The organism is Staphylococcus sp. ACRSN, from assembly GCF_022346615.1.
Lineage (GTDB): Bacteria > Bacillota > Bacilli > Staphylococcales > Staphylococcaceae > Staphylococcus.
The window spans coordinates 16344-32017 of the sequence record NZ_JAKRNS010000007.1 but is presented as its reverse complement, the minus strand read 5'-3'; the positions used below and the strand labels follow the sequence as shown (position 1 = coordinate 32017).

16 protein-coding genes and 1 other annotated feature are annotated in these 15674 nt (G+C 36.1%); all 16 genes read right to left on the bottom strand.

Annotated elements, in window-relative coordinates; translation table 11 throughout:
- Positions 1 to 61: 61 nt before the first annotated feature.
- The 16 genes from rpsL to MHZ36_RS07845 all read right to left on the bottom strand — a co-directional run bounded on the left by rpsL (position 62) and on the right by MHZ36_RS07845 (position 15674).
- Positions 62 to 475 carry a 30S ribosomal protein S12 gene (gene rpsL, locus MHZ36_RS07920; protein ID WP_042737968.1) on the bottom strand — a complete coding sequence of 138 codons (414 nt, stop codon included), beginning with the start codon at positions 473 to 475 and terminating at the stop codon, positions 62 to 64.
- A gap of 95 nt (positions 476 to 570) precedes the next feature.
- Positions 571 to 825: a ribosomal L7Ae/L30e/S12e/Gadd45 family protein gene (locus MHZ36_RS07915; protein WP_239230952.1), complete on the bottom strand. Its 255-nt coding sequence runs from the start codon at positions 823 to 825 to the stop codon at positions 571 to 573.
- 163 nt (positions 826 to 988) lie between these two features.
- Complete coding sequence (gene rpoC / locus MHZ36_RS07910; protein ID WP_239231074.1) at positions 989 to 4585, bottom strand: DNA-directed RNA polymerase subunit beta'; 3597 nt, start codon at positions 4583 to 4585, stop codon at positions 989 to 991.
- A 160-nt stretch (positions 4586 to 4745) separates the two neighbouring features.
- Positions 4746 to 8297 (bottom strand): DNA-directed RNA polymerase subunit beta, encoded by a 3552-nt coding sequence (gene rpoB, locus MHZ36_RS07905; protein ID WP_239230951.1) that lies wholly within the window; start codon positions 8295 to 8297, stop codon positions 4746 to 4748.
- 199 nt (positions 8298 to 8496) lie between these two features.
- Positions 8497 to 9105: a class I SAM-dependent methyltransferase gene (locus MHZ36_RS07900; protein ID WP_239230950.1), complete on the bottom strand. Its 609-nt coding sequence runs from the start codon at positions 9103 to 9105 to the stop codon at positions 8497 to 8499.
- Between the two features lie 257 nt (positions 9106 to 9362).
- Positions 9363 to 9731: a 50S ribosomal protein L7/L12 gene (gene rplL, locus MHZ36_RS07895; protein ID WP_239230949.1), complete on the bottom strand. Its 369-nt coding sequence runs from the start codon at positions 9729 to 9731 to the stop codon at positions 9363 to 9365.
- Positions 9732 to 9768: 37 nt separating this feature from the next.
- Positions 9769 to 10275: a 50S ribosomal protein L10 gene (gene rplJ / locus MHZ36_RS07890; protein WP_239230948.1), complete on the bottom strand. Its 507-nt coding sequence runs from the start codon at positions 10273 to 10275 to the stop codon at positions 9769 to 9771.
- 72 nt (positions 10276 to 10347) lie between these two features.
- Positions 10348 to 10495, bottom strand: a sequence feature (ribosomal protein L10 leader region).
- 97 nt (positions 10496 to 10592) lie between these two features.
- Positions 10593 to 11282, bottom strand: coding sequence for a 50S ribosomal protein L1 (gene rplA, locus MHZ36_RS07885; RefSeq protein ID WP_239230947.1), 690 nt, complete (start codon positions 11280 to 11282; stop codon positions 10593 to 10595).
- 227 nt (positions 11283 to 11509) lie between these two features.
- On the bottom strand, positions 11510 to 11932 hold the full coding sequence (rplK, locus tag MHZ36_RS07880; RefSeq protein ID WP_239230946.1) for a 50S ribosomal protein L11: 423 nt from the start codon (positions 11930 to 11932) through the stop codon (positions 11510 to 11512).
- A gap of 282 nt (positions 11933 to 12214) precedes the next feature.
- A complete protein-coding gene (nusG, locus tag MHZ36_RS07875) occupies positions 12215 to 12763 on the bottom strand; it encodes a transcription termination/antitermination protein NusG (protein WP_042737959.1) in 549 nt (182 codons plus the stop codon).
- Between the two features lie 14 nt (positions 12764 to 12777).
- Positions 12778 to 12957, bottom strand: a complete 180-nt coding sequence (gene secE, locus MHZ36_RS07870) for a preprotein translocase subunit SecE (RefSeq protein ID WP_042737958.1) — start codon at positions 12955 to 12957, stop codon at positions 12778 to 12780.
- Positions 12958 to 13086: 129 nt separating this feature from the next.
- Positions 13087 to 13248 carry a 50S ribosomal protein L33 gene (gene rpmG, locus MHZ36_RS07865; protein ID WP_275432178.1) on the bottom strand — a complete coding sequence of 54 codons (162 nt, stop codon included), beginning with the start codon at positions 13246 to 13248 and terminating at the stop codon, positions 13087 to 13089.
- A gap of 112 nt (positions 13249 to 13360) precedes the next feature.
- Positions 13361 to 13933, bottom strand: coding sequence for an RNA polymerase sigma factor (locus MHZ36_RS07860; RefSeq protein ID WP_239230945.1), 573 nt, complete (start codon positions 13931 to 13933; stop codon positions 13361 to 13363).
- Between the two features lie 73 nt (positions 13934 to 14006).
- Positions 14007 to 14534, bottom strand: a complete 528-nt coding sequence (locus MHZ36_RS07855; protein WP_239230944.1) for an NYN domain-containing protein — start codon at positions 14532 to 14534, stop codon at positions 14007 to 14009.
- Positions 14531 to 15280, bottom strand: coding sequence for a 23S rRNA (guanosine(2251)-2'-O)-methyltransferase RlmB (rlmB, locus tag MHZ36_RS07850; protein ID WP_239230943.1), 750 nt, complete (start codon positions 15278 to 15280; stop codon positions 14531 to 14533). The genes MHZ36_RS07855 and rlmB overlap by 4 nt, the downstream gene beginning before the upstream one ends.
- Positions 15281 to 15284: 4 nt before the next feature.
- Positions 15285 to 15674, bottom strand: a complete 390-nt coding sequence (locus tag MHZ36_RS07845) for a Mini-ribonuclease 3 (protein ID WP_239230942.1) — start codon at positions 15672 to 15674, stop codon at positions 15285 to 15287.

Sequence of the window (15674 nt, the reverse complement as noted above, 5' to 3'; positions counted from 1 at the left end):
CCTCCCTTCCTATTATAGTATATTTTTAAATTGTGTTGCGAAAATTTACGCAATCTTAAAATTAATTTTTAGGTTTTTTAGTTCCGTATAATGAACGTCCTTGTCTACGTCCATCAACACCTGAAGTATCAAGTGCACCACGAACGATGTGGTAACGTACACCAGGTAAGTCTTTTACTCGTCCACCACGTACAAGTACAACACTGTGTTCTTGTAAGTTATGACCGATACCAGGGATATACGCATTAATTTCGATGTTGTTTGATAAACGAACACGAGCATATTTACGTAACGCTGAGTTAGGTTTTTTAGGTGTCATTGTACCTACACGAGTACAAACGCCACGTTTTTGTGGAGAATTTAAGTCAGTAAATTTCTTTTGTTTACTGTTAAAGTTTCTGTTTAATGCTGGTGAATCAGATTTCTTTGATTTGCTTTGTCTTGGTTTGCGTACCAATTGATTAATAGTTGGCATTGAATGTTTCCTCCTCTCCTGTTTTATAATCCCACACATCCAGGTGGTTCATTTTAAGGGTAAATAAAATTTAGTAAGAAATATTCTTACTAATCTCATTTCAAACATGCAACAATTGTTGCACTCACACTGATACCTACATATTCTCCTAAAGCGCGTTTGCCTTTGAAAAATGAGACAGGTATTGTTTTGTGATTGATTTGGCTTAACACGCGAGTCAATAAATGAACTTCGACGTCTTGAGCAATTATCAATGATGTAACTTGATCTTTATTCAAAGCTTTAAGCGTTTGTTTAAGACCAACAACATATTGTTGTTTGTTAAAGCGTGCAACTTTTTCATTAGACATTAATATATCCTCCAAAGTTCTGCTTGCATCAACCTTTACAATAATAACATCTTCTATATCATTCAGTCAACGTTTTATCACATAATTTATTTAAGAAAATAGAGAAAAAACAAGCGACCGAAATATTATATTTCGGTCAGCTTGTTTGAGTTGAATCATTAAATTACATTTCCGTAGTTTGAACTGTTTCAACTTCCTCTTGTGCTGGTACAGATTTGTCATATTGAACATCTCTATAACGTCTCATACCAGTACCTGCAGGAATTAATTTACCGATAATAACATTCTCTTTAAGACCAAGTAAGTTATCACGTTTACCTTTAATCGCCGCATCTGTAAGTACACGAGTTGTTTCTTGGAATGAAGCTGCTGATAAGAAGCTTTCAGTTTCAAGAGAAGCTTTCGTAATACCTAATAATACTGGTTTAGCTGTTGCTGGGCGTTTACGCTCTTTAAATGCGTCACGGTTTGCATCAGTAAAGTTATGAATATCAACAAGTGAACCTGGTAATAATTTTGTATCTCCAGCTTCAATGATACGAACTTTACGCAACATTTGTCTTACCATAACTTCAACGTGTTTATCATCGATTTCCACACCTTGCATACGGTAAACCTTTTGAACTTCTTTTAGTAAGTAGCTCTCAGTTGCATTTAAACCTGATACAGATAAGTAGTTCTTAGGCTCAATAGAACCTTCTGTAAGTACTTCTCCGCGTTCAACGCTTTGACCGATTTCAACTTTTAATCTAGATGTACCTGAAGCAAGATAAGATCTTGTTTCATTTGCACCTTTAATAACGATTTCTTGTTGACGATCTTTTGCAAGTTTGATGTCATCCACAACACCTTCGATTTCCGTAATGATCGCTTGTCCTTTTGGATTACGCGCTTCGAAAATCTCTTGGATACGAGGAAGACCTTGCGTGATATCACTACCTGCTACACCACCTGTATGGAATGTACGCATTGTAAGCTGTGTACCTGGCTCACCAATTGATTGGGCAGCAATTGTACCAACTGCTTCACCAACTTCAACTTTTTCACCAGTAGCAAGGTTTTTACCGTAACATTTTTCACATACACCATGACGTGTGTTACAAGTAAATGCAGAACGGATATACATTTTTTCAAGACCTGCATCAACAATTTGTTTAGCAATGTCTGCAGTGATAAGTTCATCTGGACGAATAATAATTTCATCAGTTTCTGGATGACGAACTGTTTCTTTAGAATAACGTCCTTCGATACGTTCGATAAATGGTTCAATCATTTCTGTACCTTCTTTAATATCAGAAACGAGTAAGCCTCTATCCGTACCACAATCTTCTTCACGGACGATAACATCTTGTGCCACGTCAACAAGACGACGAGTAAGGTAACCTGAATCGGCAGTCTTAAGTGCTGTATCGGCAAGACCTTTACGCGCACCATGGGTAGAGATAAAGTACTCTAATACTGTTAAACCTTCACGGAATGATGAAGTGATTGGTAATTCGATAATCTTACCTGATGGTGCAGCCATCAATCCACGCATACCAGCTAACTGTGTAAAGTTAGATGCGTTACCACGGGCACCTGAGTCACTCATCATGAAGATTGGGTTTGTTTTATCTAGTGATTGCATTAATTCACCTTGAATTTGATCTTTAGCGTCTGTCCATATTTCTACAACAGCATTATAACGTTCAAATTCTGTGATTAAACCACGGTTGAATTGTTTTGTTATTCGATCAACAAGTTTTTCATGCTCATCTAAGATATCTTTCTTGTCTGGTAATACCACGATATCAGATACACCCACTGTGATGCCTGCTTTAGAAGAGAATTTGAAACCTAAATCTTTCATTCTATCTAACATCATTGAAGTATCTGTAATGCTGAAACGGTTGAAGACTTCAGCAATGATGTTACCCAAGAATTTTTTGTTGAATGGTTCGATTAGTTCTTCATTTTCGAAGTATGCTTTAAGTCCACCTTCGCCTAATTCCGTTGCAGTAACGAAATATTTATCAGGTGTTTCACCTTCTAAGTTAGCTTGAGTTGGTTCGTTAATGAAAGCAAATGAATCTGGAATAATTTCATTGAAGATTACTTTACCTACTGAAGTTGTTAAAATCTTGTTGTTTTGTTCTTCAGTGAATGTTGGATTGTTAAATGATTTTGCATGAACACCAATACGAGTGTGTAAGTGTACATAACCATTTGCATAAGCTTTCAATACTTCGTTTGTATCGTTATATATTGTACCTGTATTTACTGCTTCTTTACGTTCAAGTGTTAAGTAATAGTTACCTAATACCATATCCTGTGATGGCGTAACAACTGGTTTACCATCTTTAGGATTCAAGATGTTTTGAGCAGCAAGCATTAACATACGAGCTTCAGCTTGAGCTTCTTTAGATAAAGGTACGTGAACAGCCATTTGGTCACCATCAAAGTCGGCATTATACGCTGTTGTTACAAGTGGATGTAAACGAATAGCACGGCCTTCTACTAATGTTGGTTCAAATGCTTGGATACCTAATCTGTGAAGCGTAGGCGCACGGTTAAGTAATACTGGGTGTTCTTTAATTACATCTTCTAAAACATCCCATACTTCATCGTCCATGCGTTCAATTTTACTCTTAGCATTTTTGATATTTGTAGCAATCTCACGTTGAACTAACTCTTTCATAATGAATGGTTTGAACAACTCTAGCGCCATTTCTTTAGGCAATCCACATTGATACATTTTCAAGCTTGGTCCAACTGCGATAACTGAACGACCTGAGTAGTCAACACGTTTACCTAATAAGTTTTGACGGAAACGTCCTTGTTTACCTTTAAGCATATGAGAAAGTGATTTTAATGGGCGGTTACCTGGTCCAGTCACTGGACGGCCACGACGACCATTATCGATAAGCGCATCTACAGCTTCTTGTAACATACGTTTTTCGTTTTGTACGATGATACCAGGTGCACCTAAGTCTAATAAACGTTTCAAACGATTATTACGGTTGATAACACGGCGATATAAATCGTTTAAATCACTTGTAGCAAAACGGCCACCATCTAATTGAACCATTGGTCTGATTTCAGGTGGTATGATAGGAAGTACATCTAAAATCATCCAAGCTGGATTATTACCAGAATGTCTAAATGATTCAACAACTTCTAATCGTTTAATTGCACGTGTTAGTCTTTGACCAGTAGCTGATTCTAACTCATCACGTAATGATTTTAATTCAGAATCTAAATCGATTTCTTCAAGTAGTTCTTTGATTCCTTCGGCACCCATTTTAGCAGTGAATTGTCCTGGGAATTTATCGTAGTATTCTCTGAATTCAGCTTCAGAAAGTAATGTCTTTTTCTCCAGACCAGTTGGTCCTGGGTTAACAACAACATAAGATGCAAAGTATATTACTTCTTCTAATGCTCTTGGTGACATGTCTAATAAAAGACCCATACGACTTGGAATACCTTTGAAGTACCAAATGTGTGAAACAGGTGCTGCAAGTTCAATGTGTCCCATTCTTTCACGGCGCACTTTTGATTTTGTTACCTCTACACCACATCTGTCACAAACCATACCTTTATAACGTACGCGTTTGTATTTACCACAACTACATTCCCAATCTTTTGTAGGTCCGAATATTCTTTCACAGAAAAGACCATCTTTTTCGGGTTTTAAAGTACGGTAATTTATTGTTTCTGGCTTTTTAACCTCACCAAAAGACCATGAACGGATTTTTTCAGGTGAAGCAAGTCCTATTTTCATATAATGGAAATTATTTACATCAATCAAGGAGCCTACCTCCTTCAATTTAGATTAGCTGTGCAAATTGATTGATTGCTCTATATTGATAAATGGCAAGACCATAATCGAGTGCCATTACGGCTACTCGATATGGATATTACCTTTATAAACTTAAATGCGATTAGTCAGTGATTTCTTTTTGTGATTCTGGAGCATCTTTTTGTTGAAGATCAACTTTACGCTCAACCACGTCTTCATCTTCAGTATCGTGCATGTCAATTTCATTGTCATGCTCGTCCATAATCTTAACGTCTAATCCTAAACTTTGTAATTCTTTCATCAATACTCTGAATGATTCTGGAACACTTGGTTTAGAAATATTTTCACCTTTAACAATAGATTCGTATGTTTTAACACGACCTACTGTATCATCTGATTTATAAGTTAAGATTTCCTGAAGTGTATATGCAGCACCGTATGCTTCAAGTGCCCATACTTCCATTTCACCGAAACGTTGTCCACCAAATTGTGCTTTACCACCAAGTGGTTGTTGTGTAACAAGTGAATATGGACCAGTTGAACGTGCGTGTAATTTATCATCAACCATGTGTGCAAGTTTCAACATGTACATAACGCCGACAGAAATACGGTTATCAAATGGTTCACCTGTTCGTCCGTCGTAAAGTACAGTCTTACCGTCACGAGCCATTCCAGCTTCTTCAATAGTTGACCAAACATCTTCGTCGCTGGCACCATCAAATACTGGTGATGCAACGTGAATACCTAAGTTTTTAGCTGCCATACCTAAATGTAGCTCTAATACTTGTCCGATATTCATACGTGATGGTACACCTAATGGGTTTAACATGATATCAATTGGTGTTCCGTCTGGTAAATAAGGCATATCTTCTTCTGGAACAATCTTAGAAATGACACCTTTGTTACCGTGACGTCCACACATTTTATCACCTACGTGTATTTTACGTTTTTGAACGATATATACACGTACTAATTGGTTTACACCTGGAGATAATGTGTCATCTCCTTCTTCACGGTTAAAGACTTTAACATCTAGAACAATACCGCCTGCACCATGAGGTACACGTAATGATGTATCACGTACTTCACGTGCTTTTTCACCGAAGATTGCATGTAATAAACGCTCTTCTGCAGTTAATTCTGTTACACCTTTTGGCGTTACTTTACCTACTAAGATGTCACCATCATTAACTTCAGCACCTACATATACAATACCACGGTCATCTAAGTTTTTGAGTGCACTCTCAGAAACATTAGGAATGTCTCGAGTGATTTCTTCAGGCCCTAATTTTGTATCACGTGCTTCTGATTCATATTCTTCGATATGGATAGAAGTATAAACGTCATCTTTAACAAGACGTTCGCTCATGATTACAGCATCCTCATAGTTATAACCGTCCCATGTCATGAAACCAACAACTACGTTTCTACCAAGTGCCATCTCACCAAGTTCCATAGATGGACCATCTGCTAAGATTTCACCTCTAGTTACAACGTCGCCAGAGCTAACGATTGGGCGTTGGTTATAACAAGTACCTGTATTTGAACGTTTGAATTTAGCTAATGGATAGCGATCTAATTCACCTTCATATTCTTGTCCATCTTCTTCGATAAGTTGACGTACAAGAATTTCATTAGATTCAACGTGTTCAACGCGACCTTTACGTTTGGCAACTACCGCCGCACCAGAGTCACGAGCAGCTACATGTTCCATACCTGTACCAACGAATGGTGATTCAGGATTCATCAATGGTACTGCTTGACGTTGCATGTTTGCACCCATCAATGCACGGTTAGAGTCATCGTTTTCTAAGAAAGGAATACATGCTGTCGCAGCAGAAACAACTTGTTTCGGTGATACATCCATATAATCCATTTTTTCTTTAGCCATAACAGTGTTATTACCACGGAAACGACAAACAACTTCATCTTCTACGAAACGTCCGTTTTCATCTAATACAGAGTTTGCTTGTGCTACTACATAGCTATCTTCTTCATCAGCTGTTAAGTAGTCAATTTGTTCTGTAATTGATTGTGTTTCAATATCAACTTTACGGTACGGTGTTTCAATGAAACCAAATTCATTCACACGCGCATAACTTGATAATGAGTTGATAAGTCCGATATTTGGACCCTCAGGCGTTTCGATTGGACACATACGGCCATAGTGAGAGTAATGTACGTCACGCACTTCCATTTGAGCACGTTCACGTGTTAAACCACCAGGTCCTAATGCTGATAGACGACGTTTGTGCGTCAACTCAGCTAATGGGTTCGCTTGGTCCATGAATTGTGATAATTGTGAACTACCAAAGAATTCTTTGATAGAAGCAATTACAGGGCGAATGTTAATTAATTGTTGTGGTGTGATTGAATCTGTATCTTGAATTGACATTCTTTCACGTACAACACGTTCCATTCTTGATAAACCAATACGGAATTGGTTTTGTAACAATTCACCTACTGAACGTAGACGACGGTTACCTAAATGGTCGATATCATCAGTGAAGCCAATACCACTTAATAAATTAAAGAAGTATGACATAGACGCAATAATATCAGCAGGTGTAATACATTTCACTTCAGAATCTGGGAAAGCATTACCAATCACTGTAGTTGTACGGCCCTCTTCATCATTAGGCACGTAAACTTTAATTGATTGAATTTCTACAGGTTCATCAATGATGCTACCTTCTAATTCAAATACTTCACTGTTTGCATTTGATTCTAATACATCCATGATTTCGTCTAAATTACGACGGTCAAGTACTGTACCTTCTTCAGCTACAATTTCACCAGTTTCTGCATTAACAATTGGTTCAGCTAATTTTTGATTGAATAAGCGATGTTTTAAATGTAACTTTTTGTTCGCTTTGTAACGACCCACGCTAGCTAAATCATAACGTTTTGGATCGAAGAAGCGTGAATACAATAGACTCTTAGCATTTTCTACTGTTGGTGGTTCACCAGGACGTAGACGCTCATAAATCTCAAGCAATGCTTGATCTGTATTCTCTGTACCATCTTTTTCTAATGTATTACGTAAGTATTCACTTTCACCAAAAAGATCAACGATTTCTTGATCTGTTGAGAAACCTAAAGCTCTTAATAATACTGTTAATGGTAATTTTCTAGTTCTATCAATACGTACATAAACAACATTTTTTGCATCAGTTTCATATTCTAACCATGCACCACGGTTAGGAATAATTGTTGCATCAAAGTTTGTGTTTCCGTTTTTGTCTAGTTTTTCATTGAAGTAAACGGATGGAGAACGAACTAATTGCGATACGATTACACGTTCAGCACCGTTAATTACGAATGTACCTGTATCTGTCATTAATGGGAAATCACCCATAAACACTTCTTGCTCTTTTACTTCGCCAGTTTCTTTGATGATTAGACGTACTTTAACACGTAGAGGTGCTGCATACGTTGTATCACGGTTTTTCGATTCCTCTAAATCATACTTTGGTTCACCAAGTCTGTAATCTACAAACTCTAAAGAAAGATTTCCAGTGAAATCTTCAATTGGAGAAATGTCTCTAAACATTTCTAATAAACCTTCTTCTAAGAACCAATCGTAAGACTTAGTTTGAATCTCAATTAAATTTGGTAATTCTAATACCTCTGAAATTCTCGCATAGTTTCTACGTTTACGATGTCTTCCATATTGGACAAATTGACCTGCCAAACAGATTCACCCCTCAAAAATTGTGTGTTTACTTTTAGTAAAATAGCAAATATAATAAGACAAAAAGAAAACGGTAGCACTCCTGATGACACCATTTTCTATTTCATATTATATACAATGTTATTTCGAACGTAAAAGTACACACTTATTGAACATAAATTTTTACATTCTATAACTATATCAGAAGCAGACATTTTAATCAACCTTTTACACTTCTTAAAATGTAATAACCTTTACTTTTTTCTACTACTTCAACGTTACCGAATGTATCTTCCATTTTTTTCTTTGCTGACGGCATGCCTTGCTTTTTCTGTATAACAACATACAGCGTACCATCTTGTTTTAATTTACTAAAAGCGTCATTTAAAATACCATGTACTACTGTTTTCCCTGCTCTTATCGGTGGATTCGTTAATATAAAATCAAATGATTCATCTGCAACGTTCGATAATCCATCGCTTTCTGCAACTTCCACATTTTCAATTTGGTTTTTCTTTTTATTTTTTCTCGCCAATGCTAACGCACGTTGATTAACATCTATCATCGTAATTTCATGATGTGGGGAGATTTTTGCAATCATCAAACCAATCGGTCCATAACCGCAACCAACATCTAAGATGCTTTTTGTGGGGCCTGGGGGATGTGCATTTAAAAAGGTTCTTACCAATAAATCAGATCCGTAATCAATTTTCCCTTTCGAAAAAACGCCTGCATCTGTTATTAGTTCAATGTCATGGCTGTTGTAGGAGTACGTAAAAAGCGTTTCGTCACTTTCTACTTCAGGATTTTCATCATAATAATGACTCATGACTACACCTCATTCAATCTTTATTCTTAGATTAATTCTATACCCATTTCAATGAGTATAAATGCGTTCACAGTATCCTCGCAATTTACAGATATAGATAAAATAAGATAAAACCCCGTTATTACAATAACGGGGTTTTCATTTCTCAAAGATTTCAAGTTCATAGTGCAACTTAAACTTCTTCACTATAGCAAGCGATAATTTAAGATACCTTTTGAACTTGCAATATATAATTATTAACTGTTAGCCAGCAAGAATTATTTTAATTCTACTGTAGCGCCAACTTCTTCTAAAGCTTCTTTAAGTTGTTCAGCTTCTTCTTTAGCTAAACCTTCTTTAACAACTTTAGGAGCTCCGTCAACTAATTCTTTAGCGTCTTTTAATCCTAAACCAGTTGCTTCTTTAACAGCTTTAACAACTTTGATTTTAGATGAACCAGCAGAAGTTAATTCTACGTCGAATTCTGTTTTTTCTGCTGCAGCGTCTCCGCCACCTGCTGCGCCTGCTGCTGCTACTGGAGCTGCTGCAGTTACACCAAATTCTTCTTCGATTGCTTTAACTAAGTCGTTTAATTCTAAAACTGACATTTCTTTAATTGCTTCAATGATTTGTTCATGATTAGCCATTTTAATATTCCTCCATTTTTTTAATTGTTATGCGCAATTATTCAGCGCTTTCTTCGTTTTCTTTGTTTTCTCCAACAGCTTTAACTGCATAAGCGAAGTTGCGGACTGGAGCTTGTAATACAGATAGTAGCATAGAAACAAGACCGTCGTGTGATGGTAAAGTACCAACTGTGTTAACTTCTTCAGCTGAAATAACTTCGCCTTCCATAACACCAACTTTAATTTCTAAAGCTTCATGTTCGTTTGCAAATTTAGCAAGTACTTTAGCTGGAGCAACTACATCTTCAGTTGAAGTTGCAACTGCTGTAGGACCTACTAAGTGCTCATCTAAACCTTCGATACCAGCTTGTTGAGCTGCACGACGAACCATAGTGTTTTTCAATACTTTGTATTCAACACCAGCTTCACGTAATTGTGAACGTAATTCAGTTACTTCAGAAACAGTAAGACCACGATAGTCAACGATTACTGTTGAGACTGAATTTTTAAGTTGTTCAGTAATTGTATCAACTTCTTGTTTTTTTGATTCGATGATAGCAGACATTTAGACACCTCCATAAATTTTATTTGGTGCTTTTAATCTTGAGCAACCTTAGATTATACAATCTATTGACTACACTCAATAAAAAAAGCACTTTCTACCCATGGCAAAAAGTGCTTGAAAGTTCTAAAATAATCACGTTCAAGTCAATTTTAGCCTCGGTAGGATCAAATTTTAAGTTATCACTAACTCCTACTGTCTTAGGTAAAATAATACATTAATCAATATAAACCTTATACTAATTAAAGTCAATATTAAATTTCAAGACTATTGCAATCTGCGATAGCCTTGAATTTTTTTATTATAATATGAGTCGGAAATTAGAAAGTTGAACCGTCAACTTTAATTCCAGGTCCCATAGTTGTAGTTACTGTGATTGATTTGAAGTAAGTACCTTTAGATGACGCTGGTTTAGCTTTAGCTAATACGTCTTGTAAAGTCTTCAAGTTTTCAACAAGTTTGTCAGTATCAAATGATGTTTTACCAATTGATGCATGAACAATACCTGATTTTTCAGCACGGTATTCAACTTTACCAGCTTTAATTTCTTCAACAGCTTTTTTAACGTCCATTGTAACTGTTCCAGTTTTAGGGTTTGGCATTAAACCTTTAGGTCCTAATACACGACCTAATTTACCAACTTCACCCATCATATCTGGTGTAGCTACTACTACGTCAAAGTCGAACCAACCTTGTTGGATTTTTTCTACGTATTCACCTTCGCCAACGAAGTCTGCACCAGCAGCTTCTGCTTCAGATGCTTTATCACCTTTTGCGAATACTAATACACTTTGTGACTTACCAGTACCATTTGGTAATACTACTGCGCCACGGATTTGTTGATCATTTTTACGAGTATCAATCCCTAAACGGAATGCAACTTCAACTGATGCGTCAAAGTTAGCGATACTTGTTTCTTTAGCTAGTTCAACAGCTTCTTCAACAGAATATTGTTTTTGGCGGTCAATTTTGCTAGCTACTTCTTGATATCTTTTGCTTTTTTTAGCCATTTCATGTTCCTCCTTTAGTGGTTTTAGCGGAATTTCCTCCCACGTTTACTTGCTTTTGCAAGTTAAGAGCAGATAACAGTGAGGTTTAAAAGTGTATTTTATCGTAGGAATCACTTCCCAAATAAATGACATTTCACCTCATATTACGACAATATTGAACGCTGTCATCATGTTTGTCATTTTCTGTCATCTGCTTCTATACGTCTATCTATAAATCATTTAATTTATTATTGAACTGTAATACCCATGCTACGTGCAGTACCTTCGATAATACGCATAGCTGCTTCTTCGTCAGCAGCATTTAAATCTTGCATTTTTGAGTTAGCAATTTCACGTACTTGATCTTTAGTTACTGTAGCAACTTTATTTTTGTTAGGTTCGCCTGAACCTTTTTCAATACCAGCTGCTTTTTTAAGTAATACTGGAGCTGGTGGTGTTTTTGTGATAAATGTAAATGAACGATCTTCATATACACTGATTTCAACTGGGATGATTAAACCTGCATCCTCTTGCGTACGTGCGTTGAATTCCTTACAGAATCCCATAATATTCACACCTGCTTGACCTAATGCTGGTCCAACTGGTGGTGCTGGATTTGCTTTACCTGCAGGAATTTGTAATTTAACTACTTTTTCTACTTTTTTAGCCACGATGTGCACCTCCTTGATATCGTGATGTGGTCACAGGACTAAGTTTTGCCCTCCCACTCTTCTACATTTCGTGACGAAATGAACGCTCTAAAAGCGCGACCACAGTATTATAACATCTAACCATATATTAAATCAATAGTTAATTTTTAGAACAACTTAGACATTTTATGTCTTAGGTGTTCTTATGCAAGAGCCTGCTCTTGTATTCCTTCTTCTACCTTAGACATTTTATGTCTTAGGTGTTCTTATGCAAGACCTTGCTCTTGTATTACAGCAATTACTTTATAATTTTTCTATTTGATCAAATTCGACTTCTACTGGTGTCTCTCTACCAAACATGTCTACAAGTACAGTTAATTTGTATTTTTCAACTTCAATTTCTTGAACTTCACCAACTTGGTTCGCAAATGGACCAGATTTGATTCTCACTTGTTCACCTAAATCAATTTGCACATCAACTGTTTTTTCTTTCATGCCCATTTGTTTTAAGATAAAACGAGCCTCTTCTGGCAACAGTGGATTGGGTTTTGAGCCAGCACCAGCTGATCCAACAAAACCAGTAACACCTGGCGTATTTCTTACGATATACCATGATTCATCGGTCATAACAAGTTCAACCAATACATAACCAGGGAATGTTTTTTTAGTCAGTGTCTTTGCTTTACCTTCTTTTACTTGTGTTTCTTCTTCTTCTGGTATCACAACTCTGAATATTTGTTCAGTCATATTCATAGATTCAACACGTTTTTCTAAATTTTGCTTAACTTTATTTTCATACCCGGAATAAGTATGCACAGCATACCAACGCTTTGCGCCAACTTCTTCAGACATGTCGTCACTCCTATCTATTTAATTAACTCTATAATTTTACCAATTCCTAAGTCTAAGGCATAGAAGAACACTAAGAAAAATACTACTGTAGCTACAACAATGACTGTGTACTTAAATAATTCTTCTTTGGTTGGCCAACTTGTCTTTTCCATTTCTGACTTAACGCCTTGGAAGAAATTCTCTTTTTTAGCCATCTATAAGACCTCCGTGTGATTTCTTTATTCCTTATTTGCTTATTCCTTACTACAAAACCAAGCAAATACAATACCTCAACTTAGTTGGTATGATATATTCACTCGATTAAACTTCGTCACATCACTAATTTACTTCGATTCCTTATGCAACGTATGCGCATTACATCTTGGACAATACTTTTTCAATTCCAATCTTGATGTAAGGTTACTTTGTTTTGGAACATTATAATTCCTATTTCCACAAACTTCACAACTCAATGGCACTTTTTTCATTTTACTCACCTTACTCATTATAATACCAATCTACTATACATAAAATACAAGTCAATTGTCAATTGTCATCCCTATAGGAAAAACGCTTGAACACTCTTTTAATGCCTTATATGATTTACGATTTGCTCTGCTAATCATTATCTTTAATACTTTGCTTAAGTTTCATTTTACAACGTTGAATTGCATTGTAAACCACTTTAACTTCTATCTTTAAAATTCTGGCAATTTCTTTAGGTTTATAGTCTTGTAAAATATACTGCATTATTGTGCGTTCTAAATCTGTAAATTTTGTTAGCATGCTATAAACGCAATCAATTTTCTCGTTTACTAATAAATTTGTTTCAAGACAAGAATCTAATAGCGCCATTTGATGCTTTGTTGTATATGTTTGTATCAAAGCATCTTGCCGTTTAATTCTATTGAATTTCGCTCTTACATAATCACATTTAACATGCTTGATGATTCGATTAATATAATGTTCAATAGGCGTACTTTTTTTAAAATCAAAATAATTTAAAACTAAAAATAATTTCAAAAGGACTTCCTGACACATATCTTCACGATCATTAGGATGTATAGAATAATGGTTCATCCTTTTTGAAATATAACTTTTCACCTGTTCAATAAAAATAGCAAAATCTTCTTGTGTTATCTTGCCCTTTTGCCATTGTCCAACATTATAATCTTTGATGTTTCTAGACATTTATGCATCCTTTCATGATTAGTTAAGTAATCATAGAATACACAGCATACCTAAGACAAATCAACTTGCACTATTAGTCTTTATCATTATCGCCACGTCTTAATTTTTCAAATTCTTCAAGTATTTCATGAGACAGTTCGATTCTTGTACGAGGTTTTTGTTCATTAAAGCCCTCAAGCTCTTTTGAAACCGTGATTTCATTTTCCCTTAGGTCTCGCCACATTTCTCTTGAAGAAATACGATAAGCGCCTGCTCCAAAAATTGCATGTTGTTCACTCATATCACTTGTAACAACTGTAATATGACGTGTGTGCTTGTCATACAAATCATAAACATAACGTTCAATATAGCTATCCGCTGTTTCTTTTTCCTTTGTGAAAATCACTTTAACGCCATGGTACATATACTCTGAATGCGCGCCTGCTTGCTCATAAGCATCAAACACACACACCACTTCATCAGCAATTACTGCATTATAGTTCGCAATGGCAGTTAGTAATTGCTCACGCGCTTCTCCTAAATTTTCTTTAGATAGACGACTGAGTTCCGGAGACTGTCCTATCATATTGTAACCATCGACAATTAAGTAACGATCTTTCATGCCTTATCTCCAATCTGGTTACGCTTACGATATACTTCATACATCATTAGACTTGCAGCTACTGATGCATTCAAACTGTTCACATGTCCCACCATAGGAATCTTGATATAAAAGTCGCATTTATCTTTAACAAGTCTGCTCATGCCCTGACCCTCACTACCAATTACGATTGCTAAAGGCATGCCAGCATCCATTTCACGATAATCGGTTGCATTTTCAGCTTCTGCGCCGACTACCCAGTATCCACTTTCTTTCAACGCTTCTATTGTCTGCGCTAAATTTGTTACTCTCATGACAGGAACATGTTGTATTGCTCCAGTTGAAGCTTTTGCTACTGTTTGTGTTAGAGCTACTGAACGTCGCTTAGGAATAATAACGCCGTCAACACCTGATGCATCAGCCGTTCTTAATATAGAACCTAAGTTATGTGGATCTTCTAGTCCATCTAAAATTAATACTGTAGATAACGTTTCTTTTTCTTGTTGTTGTGCTAAAAATGCATCAAAATCGGCATATTCGTAAGGTGCAATATATGCTGCTACCCCTTGGTGCGGCGAGTCAGACAAGCTATCGATTTTAGATTTTGGTACACTTTGAACGATAATTTTCTTACTATTCGCTTGTTTTAAAATTTCATTAATTTGACCTTTTTTAATCGTGTCTTGGATTAAAATCTTATTAATTGTATGTCCTGAGACTATGGCCTCTTTCACTGCGTGTCGCCCTACGATAACGATATCTTCCACAGTATCACTTCCTTTCGTCTACGCATTGAACAATATATTGTAATAATGCATATAATCTATCATTTTCTTTCTCTAAATATAAATACCCGATTACCGCTTCTAAACCTGAACTTTTTCTATAAGTCTGTATATCTGTATTTTTAGCTTTCGTATAACTTTTGGCATTTCTACCTCTACGCACAACATCTTTTTCCACTTCACTAAACCAATTTGCTTCCATGAGTCGTTCTAATGTTTGTGCTTGACTCTTCGCCGAAACATATCGCTTTGCTTCTTGATGTAAACGGTTTGGTTTAGCTTTTAATTTCAAGACGATATATTCTCTTACATGTTGATCTAATACTGCGTCTCCCATATAAGCTAAAGTTAAAGGGTTTAATAATTTATTGTCCAT

Bases quoted from the DNA above. Each gene is read 5' to 3' on its own strand.
- rpsL (WP_042737968.1), bottom strand. From the start codon at position 475: ATGCCAACTATTAATCAATTGGTACGCAAACCAAGACAAAGCAAATCA.
- MHZ36_RS07915 (WP_239230952.1), bottom strand. From the start codon at position 825: ATGTCTAATGAAAAAGTTGCACGCTTTAACAAACAACAATATGTTGTT.
- rpoC (WP_239231074.1), bottom strand. From the start codon at position 4,585: ATGAAAATAGGACTTGCTTCACCTGAAAAAATCCGTTCATGGTCTTTT.
- MHZ36_RS07900 (WP_239230950.1), bottom strand. From the start codon at position 9,105: ATGAGTCATTATTATGATGAAAATCCTGAAGTAGAAAGTGACGAAACG.
- rplL (WP_239230949.1), bottom strand. From the start codon at position 9,731: ATGGCTAATCATGAACAAATCATTGAAGCAATTAAAGAAATGTCAGTT.
- rplJ (WP_239230948.1), bottom strand. From the start codon at position 10,275: ATGTCTGCTATCATCGAATCAAAAAAACAAGAAGTTGATACAATTACT.
- rplA (WP_239230947.1), bottom strand. From the start codon at position 11,282: ATGGCTAAAAAAAGCAAAAGATATCAAGAAGTAGCTAGCAAAATTGAC.
- nusG (WP_042737959.1), bottom strand. From the start codon at position 12,763: ATGTCTGAAGAAGTTGGCGCAAAGCGTTGGTATGCTGTGCATACTTAT.
- secE (WP_042737958.1), bottom strand. From the start codon at position 12,957: ATGGCTAAAAAAGAGAATTTCTTCCAAGGCGTTAAGTCAGAAATGGAA.
- rpmG (WP_275432178.1), bottom strand. From the start codon at position 13,248: ATGAGTAAGGTGAGTAAAATGAAAAAAGTGCCATTGAGTTGTGAAGTT.
- MHZ36_RS07860 (WP_239230945.1), bottom strand. From the start codon at position 13,933: ATGTCTAGAAACATCAAAGATTATAATGTTGGACAATGGCAAAAGGGC.
- MHZ36_RS07855 (WP_239230944.1), bottom strand. From the start codon at position 14,534: ATGAAAGATCGTTACTTAATTGTCGATGGTTACAATATGATAGGACAG.
- MHZ36_RS07845 (WP_239230942.1), bottom strand. From the start codon at position 15,674: ATGGACAATAAATTATTAAACCCTTTAACTTTAGCTTATATGGGAGAC.